This window comes from Mycolicibacterium arabiense (assembly GCF_010731815.2).
Taxonomy (GTDB): domain Bacteria; phylum Actinomycetota; class Actinomycetes; order Mycobacteriales; family Mycobacteriaceae; genus Mycobacterium; species Mycobacterium arabiense.
In genome coordinates, this window is the sequence record NZ_AP022593.1 from 2,625,404 (window position 1) to 2,647,669 (window position 22,266).

The window sequence follows — 22,266 nt, forward strand, 5'->3', positions numbered from 1 at the left end:
CAGACCGAACGAGCTACCACTCCCCGTCAGCGACTACGTCGGGACTGAAGACGCCGATAGCGATCACCGTCTTCGGGTCAACGGGAACAAACTGATCGTCCTCGGTCCCAGGCTTTTCGTCGACGCCCTCGATGTTAGACGAAATTTTGGACTGAGCGAGGTCCTGCGCATCGGCGTCGCGTTCGTGGAACCACGGCAGCCCGGCGTCGATGTAGCCGTCCCGGTCGACCGGGGTCGAGGGCGGCACCTCCCCGGTGATGGACAGTCCACTGCGCGGCCGAGCACAAATCGACGAGCACCCGCCTAGCGCTGCTCTCGTCGTAGTGGGCGAGCGGGCGACGGTCCAGAGCCGGCGGCAGCGGATACAACCCCCGTCTCGGGGATTTGCAGCGTCCGCTGAAAATTCACCGTCACTGGACCCGGCCCTCACGTTTGGACGCGCCAGTCAGCTTGTCGACGTATAGGCGGTCCTCGTCGACGCCGACGGCGAGCAGCTCGTCGGTCTGCGCGCCGTTCGACTGGTGCGCCGTCGACACGGGCGCGTAGCCGAGCATTGGCCTACGGCGACGCTGTGGAGGTCAGGATGGGCACTCTCCCGCGTGGTGCAGCCAGCAATCGGGGCATTGGGCGGGCAGCGTCTCGGACGAGCGAGACTGGCCGCCTCCGAGATTGACGTGGCCCAGGGGTGTGAGCTTGACGTCCGGGTCGATGGCCTGGAGCTGCGACAAGCGCGTCATTATCAGCTTGTGCAGTTTGGGCGAGTGCTTATAGTTCAGCACCTCCCGGTAGAGGTACGACTGGTTTTCGGCGTCGGAGGGCGCAGGGTGGAGCTGGTCGGCAAGCGTGAGCGTGAGGGTACGTCGGACCATGCCAATGCTTTCAGCCGAGCACGGGATGCCGTCACGGTCGGCCTCCGCGGACATCTCTTCGTTCGTGAGTCCCCGATGAATGCCTTCGAGCGTTAACGAGAATCGTGTGCGTCCCACGTTGGCCAGCAGGGTCGTTTCCATCTCCGCCATGAGTGGTGTCGTTGCCAGCATCCGTCCACGCTATCCCAATAGATTAATGGGATCCATTGATAAGGGTCGGATTTCAAGGATCCTCACCAGGGGCATTGCAAGAAGCTGGACGCCTGTCATGGGTCATCCCATAACTCAAGACGGGACACCGGTGATGCACCGCTTTCCCGCCGCAAGAACGCAGCTCGATGCGTCCACGTCACCTCTTTTATTCTTGCCCGCGAGGCTTTGGAGCTTCTAAGCTCCCGGTGGGGTCACTGCAGGTCGCTGCTAAACCGATCCGCCAGCTAAGACGAGACTCGCAACTTTCGTCGATTGCCATTCAAGCTGGCGATCCCGAAGACGTGACCGCCAAGCCTACTGAGAACGGACCCGTCACGGCATCTCTAAGCGGTCGCGAATCTACCGTCGCACATTCGCGTTAACGCTCGACCATCACCCAATTCAGTCCGGTCCGCAGCGTGCAACCAGTAGTGCCGCACCATCCAATACAGCGTCGCCCCGCCCGGCACGTACAAGTCCGCACCGTCGATGACCTTCTCGCTGCCGTCCTGCAGCTGTAGCACGACAGCCTTGCGCGTCTTCTTTCCATGCGCAGTGTCTGTCACCTGAGCGATGTCGTCCCAGTCGACCGACTCCGTGTAAACGATGTTGGCGATGTCAACACCGTCCGGTGACAACCCCACATAGCCGACGCCACCGCGCCGCCACCCGGTAAGCAAGCCGGCTACTCCCACCAGCGCACCGAATCCCGCGACCAACGGAGAGAACATCCTCATACCCGAAGACATCGGAATGTCGAACGCTCCCATCGGCACCGCGACGGCAATCGCCAGCATGCTCATCGTGGCGAGCACAAGGCTGACGACGACGAGCGCAGAAAACCGCCGGTCCGGCAGCAGCACTGTGCCTGTCGAGTCATGATCCGCGCGTAGGGCTGTGCGTCCTCGACGGACAAGCTGCAGGGCTATTACGACGAGTACGAAGCTTGCGCCGAGCCCACACATCACCACTGCAGTCAGGTAATTCCCCCGAAGTAATGCCCGCAGCCCGAACCCAAGGGCCGCAACGGCAGGCGCCAAGCCCGCGACGGTGACCAACACCAGCCGACGCCCACTCGACACCCACCCCTGCGGCTCCGGCAGCGTCAATACGGACACACGAGGTCTCCGATCTTTTTCCCGAGTTCGGCGAACCCCCACCCGCCGAGCAGCGCTCCGCCGGCCGCGAGCGTCGGGACCATCACTGGTGCCAACGGTCCTGTCGCTGCACCGGCCATCGCACCTCCCTCTGCCAACGCCCAGCCTCCAACACCGCCACCCCCGCCGCCGAACGCTGCGATGCACGCGTCCCGTCCGGACTCCGCCATCACCATGTCGAACACCGTCGTCGCGACACCCAACGCCGGCCCACCATACTTGGCGGACCTACCGATGTCCTCGACCGATTCGGCCGTCAGCATCGGCAAGCCGCCGCCATTGACCACATGCTTCTCGAGGCCTGACAACGCTGAACCCGCTCCGAGCGACATGTTGTCGATCAACTGCACCGGAACTGCTTGATGTCGCCCTCCGGCGGTCGTGAAGCCGGCGGTGCGGTGTCCCGTCGGATCCATCGACATGGTGAAATTCGACCCGTCCGGCCACGTCACGGATGTGTAGTCGCACTCGTTTCCGAGGTCGTGCCACGAGCTGGACTCGGAGACTTCATTGCCGTCTTTGTCGAATTGCTCGACTGAGATGAAGTTCTGCTTGCTGGGCCAGGCGAAGGGGTCCTTCTTGGTTATCACCTGCTTGCTGCCGTCCTGCATGATCACTGTCTTCACCTCCTCGCCGTATGCGTTCTCCGACTCGATGACCTCGCGGACGGAAATCGCCATGTCACCGTTTCGTAGCGCCTGCTGATCGAGCAGCCCAATCGGATCGCGCGGATCGGGCACCTGGTCCCGCGGCCGTCCAGGCGCCGTCGGAATGTCGAACGGATCTCCCGATGGCCTAGCTTCCACGAAACCGAAGCGTCCGCCGGCCGCAGCAACGGCGTTCGCCGTCTTCTCGTCGGCGTCACCGACGGCGGTCAACAGGGTGTTGATTTCGCCCTGCTCCTCGGCCGCCAGCTTCTGCAGCTTGGCGATGTCATCAGCGGACATCGTCACCGGGTCGATCAGCACCACCCATTGGTCGCTGACGTTGAGCGGTCCGGCGTCAACCTGATCCGCCTTGGCCAGTAGCGCGGCCCTGGCCTGCCCGACCGCCGACCCGCCGCTGTTGAGCGCTGCAGCGACGGCTTTGGCGTACTCGGACACCTTCGACGCGTCGCGGCTGGCCCGACCGAACATCGCGCTGGCCGCCTCGTGCGAGCGACCAGACCACGCCCGTGTCTCCGGCATCTGAGTGCACGCGGTGTCTATTCCACCCACCGCGCCGGCGACCGACTCCGCTGCAGCACTAATCGCCGCCGCGGATGCCGCCAACGCATCGGGGTTCCAACTCCGCAGAGTCGGTCGGGACGGCAGCATCGGTCAGAAGAGCCCGTCGAACTGGCCTGCCAGAGAGTCATCAGTCACTTCGAAAGCGTCACCCGCGCCCCGCACGGCCGTCCCCATCTTCGTCACGTTCTGCGACAGCTGAGTGAGCAACTGGCTGAAGTGCTCGCCCACCGTCCGCGCCGCCCACTGCGTCGTCGAACCCGGCAGAGCATCCCCAGCAGACGAAACCTTCTCGCCGACGCCCACTGCGCTGATTTCCCTTGCAGCGATGTCGACCTGTCCGGCGAAGGCGCGCAGGATCTCAGGATCAACCAGCATTCTTGCCCCCCGGCTCTTCCCCGATGTCTGACCGACCGACCTAGGCGACAGCCGTTAAGCATCGGCGTCGCACGTTCGATTATGCGACACCGTCTCCACCCTCGATGACACCTTTTCCTCAGGTCGACGACTGAAGCGCCGGCCAAACGATTTCAGTCATTCAGCGCCTGTCGAGGCCAGCTCGGCCTCGATGCGCACCGCAGTGACTGTCTCAGTGCAGCTCGGTCGATCGAAATGCGTTGTCAACCAACGCCGACCGCCTACCGCGCCCCGTACTCCAACGCAGGATCCGACTCAGATCCACGGCTACTCGAGATCGTCAGCTGATCCGGCCGCACCTGGTACCGCGACCCATCCGCAGGGTTCACCACGTCGAACCCACCACCCGCCGGCGTCGCGTTCTGCAGCACCAACTGCGCGCCGTCACTCAGCCGCTCGCCGCGGTAGTAGTAGCTCCCCGCCCCGGTCTCGCACACGATCGCCAGCGAGTTCGCCGTCCTGATCATCGCCGCGGGTGAGCTGCCCGCATCGCAGCGCGCCGAATGACCGACGAAGCCCTGCGCGTCAGCCCCGGACACTCCCGCGATCGGCGCCCCACTCGTCGTGGTCGTCGGCGAAGTAGAAGTAGTAGTGGTCGAGGACGACGTCGTCGAGGGAGACGCACTCGTCGTCGTCTCCTCCGAAGTCGTCGTCGGCGCCGCGGACGGCGCAGTCGACGGCGGCACCGCCAGCGGCGTCCGCGCCGGCGAGTCATCCGAACCTCCACCGCTCGCCACCACCACCGCAGCCAGTACAGCTGCCAACGCGAACATCGCGAACGTCCCGAGCAGCAACGCCTTCTGTGTCCTGCTCAAGCCGGCCTTGCGAACCGGTGGCGGGGTCACCGGCAACGACGGGTGCGACGCGTACGCCGGGCGCGGATCGGGCGCCGCGAACTGGCGCGTCCGCGGCGGTGCCGCTACCGGGGGCGGCACCGGCGGAACGAAAGCCGCCCGTCCCGACGACGCAGCCAACGCAGCGCGGGCCAACTCCCCCGCCGACCCGTACCGCTCGGCCGGGTTCTTCGCCATGCCCTTCGCCACCACGTCGTCGAACGCCGCCGGCACGCCGCGGCGCATGATGCTCGGCCGCGGCGGCGGAGAGAACAGGTGCGCACTCATCACCTGCCGCAAGTCACCCGCCTCGAACGGCGCCCGACCGGTCAGGCTCTCGAACAGCAGGCACGCCAGCGAGTACACGTCCGACGGCGGGCCGCCCGGCTCGCCGTTCAACCGCTCCGGCGCCATGTACGCCGCCGACCCGATGACCAGGCCGGTCTTCGTCACCGTCGCCTCACCACCGCCGTGGGCGATGCCGAAGTCCACCAGATAGGCGAAGTCCTCCGTCGTCAGCAGCACGTTCTCCGGCTTGATGTCGCGATGCACCAGCCCGTTGCCATGCGCGGCGTCCAGCGCCGATGCAACCTGGCCGACGATCGACACCGCCCGCCCCGGCGGGAGCGAGCCGTGGTGCCGCAGCTCCTCCTTCACGCTGGAGCCCTCGACCAGGCGCATGTCGATGAACAGCGCCCCGTCGATCTCGCCGAAGTCGTGCACGGGGATGACGTGCGGCTCCTGCAGCCGCGCTGCAATCCGCGACTCGCGGCGGAAGCGGTCCTGAAAGACCGGGTCGGCGGCCACGTCGGGCCGCAGCACCTTGAGCGCAACCATGCGCTCGCGCACGGTGTCGTAGGCGCGGTAGACCTCGCCCATCCCGCCGATGCCGATCACCGACTGCAGCTCATAAGGCCCGAAGCGCGAGCCCAGACGAGAGCTGACCCCTGACGAGCCCATGTCCGATCCCTCCGCCCTTTCGCTGCGATTCTGGTGACGGCGCAGGTCACGCCGTCCACGCTGACGGTGTTCCCGCATGTCTAGGCGCTCAACCCGCACCCCCGCGGCAGGCGGCGCACCGCGACACCGAAGTCGCAGCAGCACAAGCCAATTGCTCGCATGCCACGGTACACGTCGAGACTTGATCAAACCCCCGGCACCATCACCAGCGCAAACGTCGCGGAATCGCGATCCACACCACACGACGGGCCTACTGTGGCGACATGGCCGCCACCATCGAGATGTCCCATCCCCCGGAGGCGCTCCTGCGCGCCGTCAACCCGACGCTGCGAGCCGCTCTCCGCCTCCCCGTGCTCGGCTCCAAGCTCAAGGACTTCATGGTCGTCGAGTACACCGGCCGCAAGTCGGGACGGCGTTTCGCCGTGCCCGTCAGCGCGCACCGCCTCGACGGCGACCTTTATGTCATCCTCGCGGCCGGCTGGAAGCACAACTTCGCCGACGGCGCTCCCGCCGAGGTCACCCACGCCGGCAGGAAGACGCCAATGCAGGGCGTGCTCATCAGGGACCCTGCGACCGTCGCCGACATCGTGCACCGCGTCACCACCGGCTACGGACCGAAGAAGGCTCAGCGCTCGATGGGCCTGACGTTCGGCAGCGATACGGTGCCCTCGCTCGAGGAGTTCACCGAGGCAGCGACGCGACTGAAGATCGCCGCGATCCGCCTGACGCCAGCCTGACCGTCAGGGGTTCAGCTTCGTACTTCCCTCGATCGGATGCGTGGTGCTGACCAGCTTTGCGATGCAGTTGTCCCGGTCGAAGCCCTGCTCCGTGCACCAGTCGAGGACGTCGTACGGGTTGTAGGACTGGAGACCCACGACGGTGACCCAGAAGTTGGGACCGTCGTACGTCGACCAGTCACCCGACCACAGCAGCTTCACATCCGGATAGATGTTGCGCAGCCGCAGGTGCTCCTCGAGGATCGTCCGGTTGTCCCAGGTGATGCCCTTCGCGACGAGCCCCACCCGCTTCGAGCTGATCTGCGGAATCCAGCGGTCGGCGAGATAGACCGCGACGTCGGAGCGGTCGCCGTCGGCGATGTTCTGCAGCCGCGTGAGACTGACCTTCTCCATGTCTGGCGTCGGCGCCACGGTGACCGTGCGCGTCGGTGTTGGCGTCGGTGCCGGCTTCGGCCGCGTGGTGGTGGGGTCATCGACCGTCCCCATCAGAAACTCGACGCCGGCCTTGGCCTCGGACTCCGTGAAGTTCCGCTCGTGACCCTCGCCGACCTGCACGCGATAGAACCGCGCGCCCGACGGCAGGTCACCGACCTGGAACTCCATCCGACAGCCGTCGGGACCGCTGGTGCTGCCCTCGAACGCACCTTTCGCCAGCAGCGTCCCCGACTCGTCCTCGATCGTGATCGGAGCGTCAGGAGCGATGTCGCCGAACTCCTTCGCACCGGCGCACTTGTAGCCGGCGGGCAGCCCGACGGTCTTGACGTTGTTGCCGACCACCTTCAACGTGCCCGCGAGCGTGAATGGCTCACCGGACGGCGGCGCCTCCGCGGGCTGCAGCGCGAGGTAGGCGACCACAGCTATTGCGACCACGGCCGCAGCCGCCCCCGTAACGATGGCGACCAACCGGCCGCGGCTACGTCGCGCCGGGTAATCCGGTTGACGGACGACGGGCGCCGCCACCGGCGCCTGCATGGTGTCGGCCGTGTGGATGGTCGGCGTCGTCGCCGACTCGTCGGGAACTTCGAAGGACCTTTCCAACGCGTCCACGAAGTCAAGGCATGTCGCGAATCGATCCTTGGGGTCCTTGTCGAGCGCTCGGGACAGCACCGCGTCCATCGCGGCGAGTTCTGGCCGACCCAGCGACGGCGGCTCGGCGTTCAGGTGCTTGCCGATGACGACAGCCGGGTTCGACTCCTGGAACATCTGCTTGCCGGTCAGCAGGTGGTAGGCGGTCGCCGCGAGCGAGTACTGGTCGGCCGATCCGTCGAGCGGCAGGCCCATCAGCTGCTCGGGCGCGGCGTATGCGGCGGTGCCGACGGTCATGTTCGTCGCCGTCAGCCCGCCCGAGGTGCTATCGGACAGGTCGCGCGCAACGCCGAAGTCGCCGAGCAGGATTCGACGTTCACCGTGCTCGACGTCGGCGACCAGGATGTTGGCGGGCTTCACGTCGCGGTGCAGTAGGCCCTTGGAGTGCGAGTAGTCCAACGCCGACGCCACCGCCCGGACGATCTCGAGCGCTTCGTCGACCGGCATCCCATCTGGGTGGCCGTGCAGCAGGCGACTGACGTCCGTCCCGTCGACGAAGTCCATCGAGATCCACAGCCGACCGCGGTACTTGCCCCGGTCGAGGATCCCGACGATGTGCGGGTGCCACAGCTTCGACGCCAGATCGGCTTCCCGGTTGAACCGCTCGATGTAGTCCGGATCCGACGAGATGCCGGCTTTCAGGACCTTGATCGCGTCGTGCCGGGGCAGCCTCGGGTGCTGGGCGAGGTAGACCTCGCCCATTCCCCCTGCGCCAAGCTGCCGCTCGATCGTGTAGCCCGCAAACTTCGCGCCGTCCCCTAACGGCATGAAGGAAACGGTACCCAGCAACTACGCCATCGGCAGCTGTTTCAGCGCCAGCGCGGCAACCTGGCGTTGATCGTCGCGAACACGCTCCACCCGATCAGCGTACCGAGCGCGATCGAGAAGATCGCCGCGGCGGTCGTGCCCAGCGTCATCACGTCGCCCTCGCCCGCCACGGCCTCGCCGAGCGTCTCGAAGCTCAGCGCGCCGGGCACCAGCGCCCAGAACGCCGACAGCATCATCACGATCGCCGGCGGCGACGTCTTGATCCGCACCGCCAGCATCGCGAACGGCACCATCAGGAACGCGCCGACCGCGCCCGAGTGCGTCGGCGACAGGAACAGGCCACCCACCTTCTGCCCGATCAACGCCACCCCGACGGCCAGAATCAGCCACACGAACGAGCCCTTCGGCGCCGACAAATAGACGTACAGTCCGACCGCGATCACCAGGATGGCCAGGTACAGTGACCAACTGCCCATCTGCGCCGACGGTTGCTGCGGCTCTAGGTCGTCGCCGAGATGGATCCCCAGGCCGACGCCGAAGACCAGCAGCGCCAGTTGGGTCACTCCGTAGATCAGGCGGGTCGCGCCGCTGATCATCTGCGAGCTGGCCAACTCCATCGCGCCGATCGTCAGCGCCAGACCCGGCAGCATCGCCACCAGCGGCGGGCTGATCACCGCCAGCAACCCGTCGTTGGCGGCATCGGCGACGAACCACGTCGCCAGCAGCGTGACCACTGCCGCGGCTAGGGTCGGCAGCACCGCGCCGAGCGTCGGGAAGGGCCGGCCCAGCATGACGATCGCTCCGACCACCGCGCCCAGGAACACGTACCCCCACAGCGACGCCCACGTCGGGTTGATCACCATGCCGAAGCCCAGCGTCGTGATCGTGTAGCCGATGACGGTGACGACGGGCCCGAACCGCGGCGGCATCGTCCGGGCTTCGGCAGCCTCACGCGCAGCGTCGGCCGCGGTGATGGCCCCGACCTCGGCGAGTTCGGCGATTGCGTCGACGCGCCCCGCGAGGTCGAGCTGCGTCGTCGGCTTCACGACCGTCGAGACCTCGTAGGCAGCGGTGCCGACCTGGACCATCAGAGCGGTCGGGAACACGACGACGCGGACGGTCTCGTCGGTGTAGTTCTTGGCGATCGCCAGCAGCCGCGCCTCGACCAGGTGCGTGGGCTGCTCGCACTCGATCAGCGCGATGCCCAGCTCGCGCAGCATCGCGGCGACCTCGGCGTGCCCGTCGACCGGCCCGCCCGTCAGCGCCTGCGGCACCTCCTTGCGGATCGACCGCAGGAACCCACGGCGTGCGTCATCGGTCATACCGGTGATTGTGTCGTGGACTGATGGCGCTGGGGAGGCGGCCCGGTGCTTGCCGGCTGGATGGCGTCAACAAATGATGACGCCACCCAGCCGAGACTCAGATCAGGCCGGTGGCCGCGGCCAGGAAGTACAGCGGAATGAAGAAGGCCAAGGCCGCCGGCCCGGCAATGTAGCCGATCAGCATTCCGCGACCGATCTCTCCGAGAGCGTCCCTGGACGACCTCGAAGGAACACTGAGATCGCGGCGTCCAGCAACAGCAACGGAATGATGAACACCGTGAGGTAAACCCACGGCGCAAGAGCCGAAACCCAGGCTGGTCATGTTGCTTCGTCAAAGTCACACGGCGCTCGCGGTCACCATCCGAGATCCAGAATCCGCAGACAAGACCCGCCGACAAGCGCCACTGCTAGCGATCCGAAGATGCTGATGGCAATACCCCAGGCTCGCGGCGATGTCGACATGAGCAACAAGCCGCCCACCGCAGCCGTGAGCAAGACAGTCGCGGTGGCAGCAACGGGATCCTGCGCAGAGCGCCAACGCCTTCTCTTGGGTTGCGGGAAAGTACATATCGAGCGTGCATGGCCGCCCTACCGGCCGCAGACCAACGGCAAGACCGAACGTTTCCACCCCACCTGCGCGACCGCTGGGTCGACGCCCGCCTCTACGCGTTCACCGAACAGCGCAACGACGGCCTACCGGACTGGATGCACTTCTACAATAACGACCGAGTTCACTCCGCCATCGGAGGTCGGCCACGAGTCGCCATACTGACCAATTTTCCTGGATATCAGACTGGCCGACCAGGCTAGTTATCGGCCCCTGACGCCGGCGGCTGGTTCAGGCCCGCCGTCAAAAGGTCGTCCCACGCGTTCGCGAAGTCGGGTGAGTGTGCTGCACCCGCGGCGTTAATGGACGACTCCGCCGTCCAAGGAGTCGGCATGTACCCGTGCCAAATGGACTGTGCTCGTTCGGCTGCTTTGTTAGCGTTTAATCAACCGTCGAGGTTCGATCAGGGGGTCCTAATGGGGTTGTTCGGTAGAGGCCAACAACGTGCCGAGCATGCGCGGAATAGCCGCATACAGGAACTTCAACACGTCAGCGACCTTTACGTTAGCCGCGATTTGCGCAAGACCTCGCAGCTAAGTGACTGGACCGAAGCATGCAGACGTCTTCGCGAGAGTTATACACAAGAGGAGGCCGCCCTGAATGCGGTCAAAGCGAAGTTGCGGGTCCAATACCTGGAGGTGCGTGAGCCGTATCCGGCGTTAGAGGACTTTCTTCCGGACGACATGACGGTGGCGCTCTTCGACACCGCGGCGGTGATGTCGGAGGCACAGCGTCGATTCGAGGCCGATCGGAACGCCTACGAGCAGCGCGAAAAGCTCCGCTTGAATCAACTCGAAGCGGCGCGAGCGGTGGCCGAGGAGATGGAGGCGGCCGAGTCGGTGGCCTTCGAAAATGATTGGGCCGCCAGGAAGGCTGAACGCAGAAAGCGGCATCGTGCCATGTGGCCAGAAAGCGTCGAGCTAGACGACCGGCAACTAGAGGTCTATGACGCCGAAGAGCTGGTCGATATCCAGAACACCCAGCTCGAAGAACGCGTGCTTGCCCTATCCAATGTTCTCAAGCAAGGCTTGGAGGACCACGCCTCTATCCTCGACTCCTTTCAGTACATGTCTGAAGAACTCTACGGCGACTACGACGAAGAGCTTGCTTCGATGATCGCAGACTCCGTCGAAGAAACACTGTCCCGTATGTGGGTGCTCGGCGAGCACGACAGGAAGGTGAAAGTCGCCCATTCACACGAATCACGGCTAATCGCTGTTGAATACCAGCTACCAGACGTGACGATCGTGCCGAGAACCAAGTCATTTCGATACGTCAAGAGCACCGGCAAGGTTATTGAGGTCGCACGCTCGGTGTCACACATTAACGCGCTCTACGCGGATTGCATTGCCCAGTTGACTTTACTTTGCCTCGGTCACATCTTCGAATACAACACTTTCGGCCCGTTTGAGGTCGTCGTTTTCAACGGAGTCGTCGAAACCACCGATCCGCGGACCGGGCGATCAATTCGACCGTGCCTCATCACTGTTCGGGTCACGCGGAAGACGTTCGCTGAATTAGATCTAGCTCATGTCAATTCGCAGGCGTGCCTCAAACATCTCTCCGCAGGCGTGTCGAGAAGTGCCACGGAGTTGGTGCCCGTGCGGCCCGTACTCGAAATATCAATGGTTGACGCGAGATTCGTCACCGAAACCGACGCGTTGTCGGCCTTGGACGACAGGCCCAACTTGATGGATCTGAGCTTCCGCGAGTTCGAGTCCCTGATACAGAACCTCTTTACAAAGATGGGTCTTGAAGCAAGACAGACACGGCCGTCAAGGGATGGCGGTGTTGATTGCGTCGCCTTCGACACACGGCCAATTTTTGGAGGCAAGGTGGTGATTCAGGCCAAGCGCTACAAGAACACCGTTGGTGTTTCAGCCGTGCGTGACCTCTACGGAACCCTTCAAAACGAAGGAGCATCCAAAGGAATTCTAGTCACAACAAGTGGCTACGGAGCAGCGTCGTTCGAATTCGCGCAAAACAAGCCGATCGAACTAATCGACGGCGCCAACCTTCTGTATTTGCTAGCCGAGCACACCGGCGTAACCGCGAGAATCGAACCACCAGAAGACTGGCGTGACCCAGCGGCAGACTCTACCGATTTTGGTGAGTTTCTCTAGTTCCACATAAAGGCTGTCCAGACGCACGGCGTTACAGATAGCGATAACTTCGACGGCAACGGGCTGCTCGGGCACCTCTATTAGCTGGCGCGGGCCAGCGGCGTCACGGCGGTCATCGACGCGTCGGCGGTGCCGTACCTGGACGCCGCGCGCGACGCGCTGGCGGCCGGGCACGTCAGCGGCGGGACCCGGCGCAACCTCGAGTGGGTGGCGCCACACGTCGACCGCTCGGCGATCACCGACGACGAAGCGCTCCTACTGGCCGACGCCCAGACCTCTGGTGGGCTCCTGATCGCAGGCGAGATCCCCGGCGCCCCGGTGATCGGAGAACTGGTTCCGGCCGGGGAGTACGCCATAGAGGTGCGCTGAACCGCCCGGCGAGGCGGCCCGTTTCAGGAGGCCGCCCCGGGGGAAGACGCACCCATGGAGTCAGCCCACTTCACCGACGTCACGCTGCGCGTTGACGGCACCGACCACACCGTCCACATCGACAACCGCATCACCCTCCTCGACCTGCTGCGCGAACACCTCGGCGTCACCGCCCCGAAGAAGGGGTGCGACCACGGCCAGTGCGGATCGTGCACCGTGCTGCTCGACGGCCGACGCGCCACCACCTGCCTCGGCTTCGCCGTCGCGCACGACGGCGCGGAGATCGTTACCGCCGCAGGCCTCGGCGAGCCCGACAACCTGCACCCCGTCGCCCAGGCCTTCCTCGACCACGACGGCTTCCAGTGCGGCTACTGCACGCCCGGCCAGATCTGCTCCGCGGTCGGCATGCTCGACGAGGTCAAGTCCGGCTCCCCCAGCCACGTCAGCGACGACCTCGACGACAGCCCCGAACTCACCGACGCGGAGATCCGAGAACGCATGAGCGGCAACCTCTGTCGCTGCGCCGCCTACCCGAACATCGTCGACGCGATCCAGCAGGCCGCACGATGATCCCGTTCGAGTACCACCGCGCCACCAGCGTGCAAGACGCCGTCACCGCCGTCGCCGACCGGCCCGACGCCGTGTTCCTCGCCGGCGGCACCAACCTCGTCGACCACATGAAACTCGGCATCGCCGAACCCGGACTCGTCGTCGACGTCGGCCACCTGCCCCTCACCGACGTCGAACGCCTGCCCGACGGCACCCTGCGCATTGGCGCCGACGTCCGCAACAGCGACCTCGCCGCCCACCCGCTGGTCCGCAGCCACTACCCCGTGCTGGCGCGGGCCCTGCTCTCGGCTGCTTCGGGTCAGCTGCGCAACCTCGCCACCACCGCAGGGAATCTCCTGCAGCGCACCCGCTGCGTCTACTTCCAGGACCTGACCACCCCCTGCAACAAGCGCACCCCCGGCACCGGCTGCTCGGCCATCGGCGGGTACACCCGCTACCACGCCATCCTCGGCGCCTCCGAGCAGTGCATCGCGGCCCACCCGTCCGACATGGCCGTCGCGATGGCCGTGCTCGACGCCGACGTCGTCTACGTCGACGCGGACGGCGAACACCGCCTGCCGCTCAACGACTTTCACCGCCTACCCGGTGACCGGCCCGATGTCGACACCAACCTTCCCAGGGGTGCGCTCATCATCGCCGTCGAGATCCCACCGGCACCCGACGGCGCGCGATCCACCTACCGCAAGGTCCGCGACCGCGCCTCCTATGCCTTCGCGGTCACCTCCGTGGCCGCCGAGATCGTCGTCGACGACGGGACCGTCACCGGAGCCCGCATCGCGCTCGGCGGCGTGGCCCACAAGCCCTGGCGCGCAACGCGTGCCGAGCAGGCGCTGATCGGCCAGCCCGCCACCGAGGCCTCGTTCCGCGCGGCCGCCGACGCCGAACTGGCGCAGGCAGAACCGCAGCAGGGCAACGAGTTCAAGGTCGAGCTGACCAAGCGGACCATCGTCGCCACCTTGACCACCCTCGCGGAAGGACGGCAGCGATGACCCTCGTCGAACCCCACGCCATCGGCAGCAAGCTCACCCGCCTCGACGGGCCCGCGAAGGTCACCGGCACCGCGGCCTACGCGTTCGAGTACCAGGTCGACGCCCCGCTGTACCTGCACCCCGTCCAGGCCACCATTGCCAAGGGCACGATCACCGCGATGGACACCTCGGCAGCCGAAGCGCTCGACGGCGTGCACGCCGTCCTCACCGTGTTCAACGCCCCCGCGCTGGCCGACACCGACGACGGCGACCTCACCGTCCTGCAGGACGACCAGGTGCACTATCGCGGGCAGCTCATCGGCGGCGTCATCGCCGACACCGCCGAAACCGCCCGGCAGGCAGCCGCTCTCGTCACCGTCACCTACGACGAGGCCGACCACGACACCGCGCTGCGCACTGACCATCCCAGCCTCTACGCACCCGAGCAGGTCAACCCCGACTACCCCACCGACACCTCCAAGGGCGACGTCGACGCCGCACTCGCCGCGGCCGAGGTCACCGTCGACCAGACCTACACCACCCCGCATGAGCACAACAACCCGATGGAACCGCACGCGACCATCGCCACCTGGGATCCCGACGGGCCGGCGCTGACGCTGTACGACTCCACCCAGGGCGTCCACGTCGTTCGCAAGACGCTGGCGCAGACGTTCGGTCTCGAGCCCGAGCAGATCCGCGTCGTCGCCAAGAACGTCGGCGGCGGGTTCGGCTCCAAGGGTGCACCGCACTCGCACAACGTCCTGGCGGTCATGGCGGCACAACGGGTGCCCGGCCGTCCGGTCAAGCTGGCGCTCACGCGGCAGCAGATGTTCGCGATGGTCGGCTACCGCACCCCGACCATCCAACACCTGCGGCTCGGCGCGGGCGCCGACGGGAGGCTGACGGCGATCAGCCACGAGGTCGTCGAGCAGACAGCCACCGTCAAGGAGTACGCCGAGCAGACCGCCACGCCGACGCGGATGATGTACGCCGCCGATGCCCGCAAGACGTCGCACCGGCTCGCCGAACTCGATGTCGCCGTTCCTTTTTGGATGCGCGCACCCGGTGAGTGCCCCGGCATGTTCGCCCTCGAGGTCGCGATGGACGAACTCGCGATCGCGTGCAACCTGGACCCGATCGAGCTGCGCGTGCGCAACGAACCCGACGTCGACCCCGAGACCGGCAACCCGTGGTCCAACCGTCGGCTCCTCGAGTGCCTGCGCACCGGCGCGGAACGGTTTGGCTGGGACGCACGCGATCCAGAACCGGGCAGCCAGCGCGACGGTGAGTGGCTGGTCGGCACCGGCGTTGCATCAGCGGTGTATCCCGCGATGGTCATGCCCGGCAACGCCGCTCGCATCGAGTGCGTCGCCCCGGGCCGGTACGCCGTGCAGATCGGCGCCACCGACATCGGGACCGGCACGTGGACCGCATTGACGCAGATCGCCGCGGACATGCTCGGCTGCGCGACCGACGCCGTCGACCTGCAGATCGGGGACACCGACCTACCGCCTGCGTCGGTGTCGGGCGGCTCCTCGGGCCTCAGCTCGTGGGGCGCCACCATTCACGCCGCCGTGCAACGCTTTCGAGAGGACCACGGCGACGACCCGTCGGTCGGCGCAGCCACCACGGCCGAGCCGCCGGAGAGCGACGCCGACGAGAAGTACGGGATGTACTCGTTCGGCGCGCACTTCGTCGAGGTGCGGGTCAACCGCTACACCGGCGAAGTCCACGTGTCCCGCATGCTGGGGGTGTTCTCCATCGGCCGGGCGATCAACCCCACGACGCTGCGCTCACAACTCATCGGCGGCATGACCATGGGCCTGTCCATGGCGCTGCACGAGGAGAGCGTGCGCGACCACCGCTTCGGGCACGTCGTCACCCAGGACCTCGCGAGCTACCACTTCGCCAGTCACGCCGACGTGCCTGCGCTGGAGGCGATCTGGCTCGACGACGACGCCGACGAGCACGCCAACCCGATGGGCTCGCGCGGCGCGGGCGAGATCGGCATCGTCGGCTCCGCCGCGGCCGTCGTCAACGCGATCCACCACGCCACCGGCATCCGGGTGCGGGACCTGCCGGTGCACTGCGATGCGCTGCTGGAGGGGCTGCCGCTCGGGTGACGTGCGGTCGTCGCGCACCATGGGTGCATGGGGAGCCTGCTCGAGGGGACGGCCCGGCACTGGGCGACAGGCGACGCTGGACGTTCTGTTCGTCTTACGACCCAGGACCTCGGGGCATCTGACATTCGGCCTGGGCCCGTCATCACATGATGACAACCCGGGGAATTGAGTCCTAACGCAGCATGCGCGGCGACACCCATCTGGCCTTCCACTCGTGCGTGCCGCAAGCATGGACAGTCGCGCACACCGGTGCCACGCTCGAAGTGGACCGAACCCGACGAAACGGAGCACCATGACAGACGCAACCAGCGCGGCGGCAGCCGGGACCATCACCATCGGCGACCTCACTGTGAACCGACTTGGCTTCGGGTCGATGCGGCTCACCGGCAAGGGCGTCTGGGGCCCGCCCGACGATCATGATGAATCCATCCGCGTCCTGCGTCGCGCCGTCGAACTGGGCGTCAACTTCATCGACACCGCCGACTCCTACGGTCCCTATGTCGCCGAGGAGTTGATCCGGGAAGCGCTGCATCCCTACGCCGACGACGTCGTCATCGCGACCAAGGCCGGGCTGTTGCGCACCGGGCCGGACGTCTGGGTGCCGCTCGGCAACCCCAGCTACCTACGCCAGGAGGTCGAAATGAGCCTCCGGCGGCTCGGCGTCGACCACATCGACCTGCATCAGCTGCACCGCATCGACCCGAACTTCCCGCTCGAGGACCAGGTCGGCGAACTCGCGAAGTTGCAGCAGGAGGGCAAGATCCGACACATCGGACTCTCCGAGGTCGACGTCGACCAACTCACGGCCGCGCAGAAGGTCGCGCCGATCGTCTCGGTGCAGAACCTCTACAACCTGACCACCCGCACCGCCGAACCGCTGCTCGACGAAGCCGAGAAGCAGGGCATCGCCTTCATCCCATGGTTCCCCTTGGCGGCCGGCCCGCTCGCCGAAGCCGACGGTCCACTGGGCTCTCTGGCTTCCGACCACGGGGCCAGCCCGTCGCAGCTCGCGCTGGCCTGGCTGCTCAAGCGCTCGCCGGTGATCGTGCCGATCCCCGGGACCTCGCGGGTCGACCACCTCGAACCGAACGTCGCGGCCGCCGGGATCGAACTCAGCGACGAGGAGTTCAGCGCCATCGACGCCGCGACCTCCGGTTCGTGAGCCTGTAGCCCGCGCACGCCACTGAAACGAAGCAGCCGCCTCGCATGATTGCGAGGCGGCTGCTCATCCCTCAGATGCTGAAGATCGGGATCCAGATCCCGAAGAAATAGAAGCCCCAGCCGTTGAAGCCCGGGTTCCAGATCGGCGTCTGGTCGTAACCCCAGTAGTTGATGGGGCCGTAGTTCCAGTACCCGCCGGGAGGCGGAAGCGGCCGATCCCAGTTGAACCGCGGCGGTGCTCCCCAGCCCCACGGTGCGGGCCCGCCGCCCCAGGGGGCGTCGCGCCAGCCGCTGAACGCATTCGGGGGTCGTGGTCCCCAGTCGCGGCCATCCGGCCCGCGGGTGTTCTCGGGCCCGCGACCCTCGCCCGGCCCGCCCGGTCCACGGACGTCACCCGGTCCGCCCGGTCCACCCGGACCACGGACGTCACCCGGTCCGCCCGGCCCACCTGGGCCGCGGTCACCGCCGGGTCCGTTGCCAGGGCCGCCCGGCCCACGGAAGTCGCCAGGCCCGCCAGGTCCACCTGGCCCTCGGGGGCCCTGTGGACCACCGCCACCACCAGGTCCGCCCGGCCCGGGTCCTCCTGCGCAGACGGGAGGTTGGCACCCGCCACCGCCGCCGGGCGCCGCGAGCGCGACCCCCGAGCTGCCGGCGATCGAAGCCAGCCCCATTCCGCCTGCGAGGGCAACGCCTGCAACGGCTTTCTTGAGATTCATGGTTACTGCTCCCTAGTCCGGAGTGGTTGCTCCGAGTCACCCCGACCCATTCCAACGACGTGATACATGGATGAATAATTCCTGCGCCGGCTGCGCGCCTGCTGTGTCGCGGCGGTCGACGCACTCCCTGCCGGCCCCCGAGACCCCGGTGCGCACGACGCATCGCTATGACATGGGTCACCGCAGCGCACTAGCTCCGCGAGCCAAAACACCGCTGTTGCAGGCGTTTCGACCTCTCCGCATCCTCGCGACCCGACTCCTGACAGCCAACTCACAGGAATGCATAGGCTTCCTATCTTAGTTTCGGACAGTGGGCACCCCGTGGTGTCCGCGGACGTGAACTGAATACCGATTTGTCAGAGGAGACGTACATGGCCACTCCCGCCACCGCTCGCGAAGCCCGCCGTCAGGAACGCTTCGAGCGATTGACCTCTGGCGACGCCCAACTGATCGCCGCCAGGCCCGACCCTGTGATCACCGAGGCACTGCAGCGCCCCGGCGTGACGCTCGCCGACGCCATCCGCACCGTCATGAACGGCTACGCCGACCGCCCCGCCCTCGGCCAGCGCGCCGTCGAATTCGTGCAGGACGCAGACGGCCGTACCGTCGCCGAGTACCAGCCCCGCTTCGACACCATCACCTACGGCGAGACGTGGTCGCGCATCCGAGCCCTCGCCGACTCCCTCTCCAACGATCCCGTACAGCCCGGCGACCGCGTCGCCACACTCGGCTTCACCAGCGCCGACTACGTCGTCGTCGACGCGGCGCTCTCACTCTCCGGCGCCGTCGCCGTCCCGCTGCAGACCAGCGCCCCCGTCTCCCAGCTGCATCCCATCCTGGTCGAGACCGAGCCCGTCGCCATCCTGTCCAGCGTCGACCACCTCGCCGACGCCGTCGAACTCGCGCTCACCGCGCACGCGCCCCAGCGACTCATCGTGTTCGACTACCACCCGCAAATCGATGACCACCGCGAGGCGTTCGAAAACGCCGCCACCCGGCTGGCGGAGAAGGACGTCACCGTCGAGGCACTCGACGACGTCATCGCCGCCGGACCGGAGCACGGAGCCGGGCCCGAACTCGTGCGCGGTCACGACGACGACCTGCGACTGCTGATCTATACCTCCGGCAGCACCGGAACGCCCAAGGGCGCCATGTACACCGACCGCCTCATGGCCAACTGCTGGCGCGGCTGGTTCGGCCCCGACTGGGACACCGAGGGCAAGCTGCCCGCGATCACGTTCAACTTCATGCCGATCAGCCACGTCATGGGCCGCGTCATCCTGTACTCGACGCTCGGCGCAGGCGGCACCGCCTACTTCGCCGCGAAGAGCGACCTGTCCACCCTGCTCGACGACCTCGCGTTGGTGCGCCCCACCAAGCTCGACCTGGTCCCCCGCATCTGGGAGATGCTGTTCCAGGAAATCCAGAGCCAGGTCGACAAGCGCGTCGCCGACGGCGCCGACCGCGACGAGGTCGAGCAGGAGATTCTCGCCGAACAGCGCGTGAACATGTTTGGCGGACGGCAGTTCTCGGCGATGACGGGCTCCGCGCCCATCTCGCCCGAGCTGCGGGCCTGGGCCGAGGACTTCATGGACCTGCACCTCATCAACGGCTACGGCTCCACCGAAGACGGCGTGGTGCTGGTCGACGACACGCTGCGGCGCCCGCCAGTGCTCGACTACAAGCTCGTCGACGTGCCCGAGCTTGGCTACTTCGCCACCGACCGGCCCTACCCGCGCGGCGAGTTGTACGTCAAGTCAACCGATCTCATCCCCGGGTACTACCGGCGACCCGAGATCACCGCTGAACTCTTCGACGCCGACGGCTGGTACCACACCGGCGACGTGATGGCCGAGACCGGACCCGACCAGCTCGTCTACGTCGACCGCCGCAACAATGTCCTCAAGCTCTCCCAGGGCGAGTTCGTCACCGTCTCCAAGCTCGAGGCAGCCTACGGCGGTCACCCGTCCATCCGGCAGATCTTCGTGTACGGCAACAGCGCCCGATCCTACGTGCTCGCCGTGATCGTCCCCACCGACGACGCACTGGCATCCGTCGGCGGCGACACCGACGCAGTCAAGCCGCTGCTGAGCGAGGCGCTGCAGACCGTCGCCCGCGACGCCGGCCTGCAGTCCTTCGAGATCCCCCGCGACTTCCTGGTCGAGACCACGCCGTTCACGCTCGAGAACGGCCTGCTTACCGGCATCCGCAAGCTGGCCCGCCCGCAACTCAAGGCACGCTACGGGCCCGAACTCGAGCAGCTGTACGTCGACCTCGTCGACGGGCAGGCCGACGTACTGCGCGAACTGCGGCAGCACGGCGCAGACCGGCCCGTGCTGGAGACGGTCGGCCGGGCGGCGGGTGCGTTGCTCGGTGCTGCGGCCACCGACGTCTCCCCCGACCTGCAGTTCACGGAGCTGGGCGGAGACTCGTTGTCGGCGTTGACGTTCGCCAACCTGCTGCACGACATCTTCGACGTCGACGTCCCCGTCGGCGTGATCGTCAGCCCAGCCAGCGACCTCGCGGCCATCGCCGCCTACGTCGAGGCACAGCGCAGCGGCGGATCGAAGCGACCGACGTACGACGCCGTACACGGCCGCGACGCGACCGACGTGCATGCGAGCGACCTCACCCTGGACGAGTTCATCGACGAGGCCACCCTCGCCGCCGCACCGTCGCTGCCCGGTCCGGCCCGCGAGGTGCGCACGGTGCTGCTGACCGGTGCGACGGGCTTCCTCGGCAGGTACCTCGCGCTCGAGTGGTTGGAGCGGATGAGCCTGGTCGACGGCAAGGTCATCGCACTGGTCCGCGCCAAGGACGACGACGCCGCACGCGCCCGGCTCGACGCGACCTTCAACAGCGGAGACCCGCAGTTGCTGGCCCATTATCGCGACCTCGCCGCCGACCACCTCGAGGTGCTCGCCGGCGACAAGGGTGAGGCGAACCTCGGCCTCGCGCAGCAGGATTGGCAGCGACTGGCCGACACCGTCGACCTCATCGTCGACCCCGCCGCCCTGGTCAACCACGTCCTGCCCTACAGCCAGCTGTTTGGGCCGAACGTCGTCGGCACCGCCGAGCTGATCCGCATCGCGCTGACCACCAGGATCAAGCCGTTCGCCTACGTCTCGACCATCGGCGTCGGCGACGGCATCACGCCTGGTCAGTTCGTCGAGGAGACCGACATCCGGCAGATGAGCGCCACCCGCAAGGTCGACGAGACCTACGCCAACGGCTACGGCAACAGCAAGTGGGGCGGCGAGGTCCTGCTGCGCGAGGCCCACGACCTCGCGGGCCTGCCGGTGTCGGTGTTCCGCTGCGACATGATCATGGCCGACACCACCTACGCCGGGCAGCTCAACGTGCCGGACATGTTCACCCGCATGATGCTCTCGCTGGTCGCCACCGGCATCGCGCCCGATTCGTTCTACGAGCTGGACGAGGGAGGCAGCCGCCAGCGGTCCCACTTCGACGGCCTGCCAGTCGAGTTCATCGCCGAGGCGATCTCCACGCTGGGTGTTGCGGTCCAGGACGGCTACGAGACCTACCACGTGATGAACCCGTACGACGACGGCATCAGCATGGACACCTTCGTCGACTGGCTCGTCGAGGCGGGTTACCCGATCACGCGGGTGGTCGGTGGGTACGCGGCGTGGCTCGAGCGATTCGAGACGGCGCTGCGCGCGCTCCCGGAGAAGCAGCGGCAGGCGTCGCTGATCCCACTGCTGCACAACTACCAGCACCCTGCTGTGCCGATCAACGGGTCACTCGCGCCGGCCGATCACTTCCGCGCGGCCGTGCAGGACGCCAAGATCGGGCCGGACAAGGACATCCCGCACCTGTCCGCGCCGGTGATCGCCAAGTACGCGACCGATCTGGAGCTGCTCGGGCTGCTGTGACCTCTTAGGTGGAGAACGCAAGATAGTCCACCGAGCGAGGCCTGGGTCGAAGTCGTCCGCGTGACGGGCCCGTCACCTATCATCGGTCGATGCTGATCCGGGGGGATCGGTCGACGCTGATCCGGGGGGATCGGTCGACGCTGATCCGGGGGGATGGGCTGACATG

General features: G+C 66.7%; 19 protein-coding genes and 2 pseudogenes. 10 read left to right on the plus strand and 11 right to left on the minus strand.

Annotation, left to right across the window (positions count from 1 at the left end; genetic code table 11):
• Positions 1 to 13: 13 nt before the first annotated feature.
• The 5 genes from G6N61_RS14265 to G6N61_RS14285 all read right to left on the minus strand — a co-directional run bounded on the left by G6N61_RS14265 (position 14) and on the right by G6N61_RS14285 (position 3,189).
• Positions 14 to 247, minus strand: a complete 234-nt coding sequence (locus G6N61_RS14265) for a hypothetical protein (protein WP_163919114.1) — start codon at positions 245 to 247, stop codon at positions 14 to 16.
• Between the two features lie 163 nt (positions 248 to 410).
• Positions 411 to 554, minus strand: coding sequence for a recombinase family protein (locus G6N61_RS14270; protein WP_163919115.1), 144 nt, complete (start codon positions 552 to 554; stop codon positions 411 to 413).
• A 24-nt stretch (positions 555 to 578) separates the two neighbouring features.
• Complete coding sequence (locus tag G6N61_RS14275; RefSeq protein ID WP_163919116.1) at positions 579 to 1,040, minus strand: hypothetical protein; 462 nt, start codon at positions 1,038 to 1,040, stop codon at positions 579 to 581.
• Positions 1,041 to 1,405: 365 nt separating this feature from the next.
• The gene (locus tag G6N61_RS14280; protein WP_163919117.1) at positions 1,406 to 1,924 is read right to left on the minus strand and encodes a hypothetical protein; all 519 of its coding nucleotides are present in this window, start codon (positions 1,922 to 1,924) and stop codon (positions 1,406 to 1,408) included.
• Between the two features lie 242 nt (positions 1,925 to 2,166).
• Positions 2,167 to 3,189, minus strand: a complete 1,023-nt coding sequence (locus G6N61_RS14285; protein ID WP_235887537.1) for a hypothetical protein — start codon at positions 3,187 to 3,189, stop codon at positions 2,167 to 2,169.
• A gap of 46 nt (positions 3,190 to 3,235) precedes the next feature.
• Here G6N61_RS14285 and G6N61_RS30855 point away from each other — a divergent pair, with 46 nt between their 5' ends.
• Positions 3,236 to 3,409 (plus strand): hypothetical protein, encoded by a 174-nt coding sequence (locus G6N61_RS30855; protein ID WP_235887538.1) that lies wholly within the window; start codon positions 3,236 to 3,238, stop codon positions 3,407 to 3,409.
• Between the two features lie 128 nt (positions 3,410 to 3,537).
• Here the strand turns inward: G6N61_RS30855 and G6N61_RS14290 are convergent, their stop codons facing one another.
• A complete protein-coding gene (locus G6N61_RS14290; RefSeq protein WP_163919119.1) occupies positions 3,538 to 3,822 on the minus strand; it encodes a WXG100 family type VII secretion target in 285 nt (94 codons plus the stop codon).
• A gap of 260 nt (positions 3,823 to 4,082) precedes the next feature.
• Complete coding sequence (locus G6N61_RS14295; RefSeq protein WP_163919120.1) at positions 4,083 to 5,654, minus strand: serine/threonine-protein kinase; 1,572 nt, start codon at positions 5,652 to 5,654, stop codon at positions 4,083 to 4,085.
• A 263-nt stretch (positions 5,655 to 5,917) separates the two neighbouring features.
• Here G6N61_RS14295 and G6N61_RS14300 point away from each other — a divergent pair, with 263 nt between their 5' ends.
• Positions 5,918 to 6,391, plus strand: coding sequence for a hypothetical protein (locus tag G6N61_RS14300; protein WP_163919121.1), 474 nt, complete (start codon positions 5,918 to 5,920; stop codon positions 6,389 to 6,391).
• 3 nt (positions 6,392 to 6,394) lie between these two features.
• Here the strand turns inward: G6N61_RS14300 and G6N61_RS14305 are convergent, their stop codons facing one another.
• From G6N61_RS14305 to G6N61_RS14315, 3 genes are all read right to left on the minus strand, one after another.
• Complete coding sequence (locus G6N61_RS14305) at positions 6,395 to 8,245, minus strand: serine/threonine-protein kinase (RefSeq protein ID WP_163919122.1); 1,851 nt, start codon at positions 8,243 to 8,245, stop codon at positions 6,395 to 6,397.
• Between the two features lie 41 nt (positions 8,246 to 8,286).
• Positions 8,287 to 9,567 (minus strand): threonine/serine exporter family protein, encoded by a 1,281-nt coding sequence (locus G6N61_RS14310; RefSeq protein ID WP_163919123.1) that lies wholly within the window; start codon positions 9,565 to 9,567, stop codon positions 8,287 to 8,289.
• Positions 9,568 to 9,664: 97 nt separating this feature from the next.
• Entirely contained in the window at positions 9,665 to 9,889 is a 225-nt protein-coding gene (locus G6N61_RS14315) for a hypothetical protein (RefSeq protein ID WP_163919124.1), read from the minus strand.
• A 231-nt stretch (positions 9,890 to 10,120) separates the two neighbouring features.
• On the opposite strand from G6N61_RS14315, the pseudogene G6N61_RS30860 reads away from it, so the two are divergent.
• The 7 genes and pseudogenes from G6N61_RS30860 to G6N61_RS14345 form a co-directional block, all read left to right on the plus strand.
• Positions 10,121 to 10,377 (plus strand): annotated as a pseudogene (locus G6N61_RS30860) (integrase core domain-containing protein); the annotation flags it as partial.
• A 1,488-nt stretch (positions 10,378 to 11,865) separates the two neighbouring features.
• Positions 11,866 to 12,297, plus strand: a complete 432-nt coding sequence (locus G6N61_RS31335; RefSeq protein ID WP_407666488.1) for a restriction endonuclease — start codon at positions 11,866 to 11,868, stop codon at positions 12,295 to 12,297.
• Positions 12,233 to 12,666, plus strand: a pseudogene (locus G6N61_RS14325) (selenide, water dikinase SelD); the annotation flags it as partial. The gene G6N61_RS31335 and the pseudogene G6N61_RS14325, both read left to right, overlap by 65 nt.
• A gap of 54 nt (positions 12,667 to 12,720) precedes the next feature.
• Complete coding sequence (locus tag G6N61_RS14330) at positions 12,721 to 13,236, plus strand: 2Fe-2S iron-sulfur cluster-binding protein (protein WP_163919126.1); 516 nt, start codon at positions 12,721 to 12,723, stop codon at positions 13,234 to 13,236.
• Positions 13,233 to 14,225 carry an FAD binding domain-containing protein gene (locus G6N61_RS14335; protein WP_163919127.1) on the plus strand — a complete coding sequence of 331 codons (993 nt, stop codon included), beginning with the start codon at positions 13,233 to 13,235 and terminating at the stop codon, positions 14,223 to 14,225. Before G6N61_RS14330 ends, G6N61_RS14335 begins: the two co-directional genes overlap by 4 nt.
• Positions 14,222 to 16,327, plus strand: coding sequence for a xanthine dehydrogenase family protein molybdopterin-binding subunit (locus G6N61_RS14340; RefSeq protein WP_163919128.1), 2,106 nt, complete (start codon positions 14,222 to 14,224; stop codon positions 16,325 to 16,327). Before G6N61_RS14335 ends, G6N61_RS14340 begins: the two co-directional genes overlap by 4 nt.
• Positions 16,328 to 16,619: 292 nt before the next feature.
• Complete coding sequence (locus G6N61_RS14345) at positions 16,620 to 17,489, plus strand: aldo/keto reductase (RefSeq protein ID WP_163919129.1); 870 nt, start codon at positions 16,620 to 16,622, stop codon at positions 17,487 to 17,489.
• A 70-nt stretch (positions 17,490 to 17,559) separates the two neighbouring features.
• Here the strand turns inward: G6N61_RS14345 and G6N61_RS14350 are convergent, their stop codons facing one another.
• Entirely contained in the window at positions 17,560 to 18,204 is a 645-nt protein-coding gene (locus G6N61_RS14350) for a chitin-binding protein (protein ID WP_163919130.1), read from the minus strand.
• Positions 18,205 to 18,575: 371 nt separating this feature from the next.
• Between G6N61_RS14350 and car the strand changes: the two genes are divergently transcribed.
• On the plus strand, positions 18,576 to 22,100 hold the full coding sequence (car, locus tag G6N61_RS14355; RefSeq protein ID WP_163919131.1) for a carboxylic acid reductase: 3,525 nt from the start codon (positions 18,576 to 18,578) through the stop codon (positions 22,098 to 22,100).
• The last annotated feature ends 166 nt before the right edge of the window (positions 22,101 to 22,266 follow it).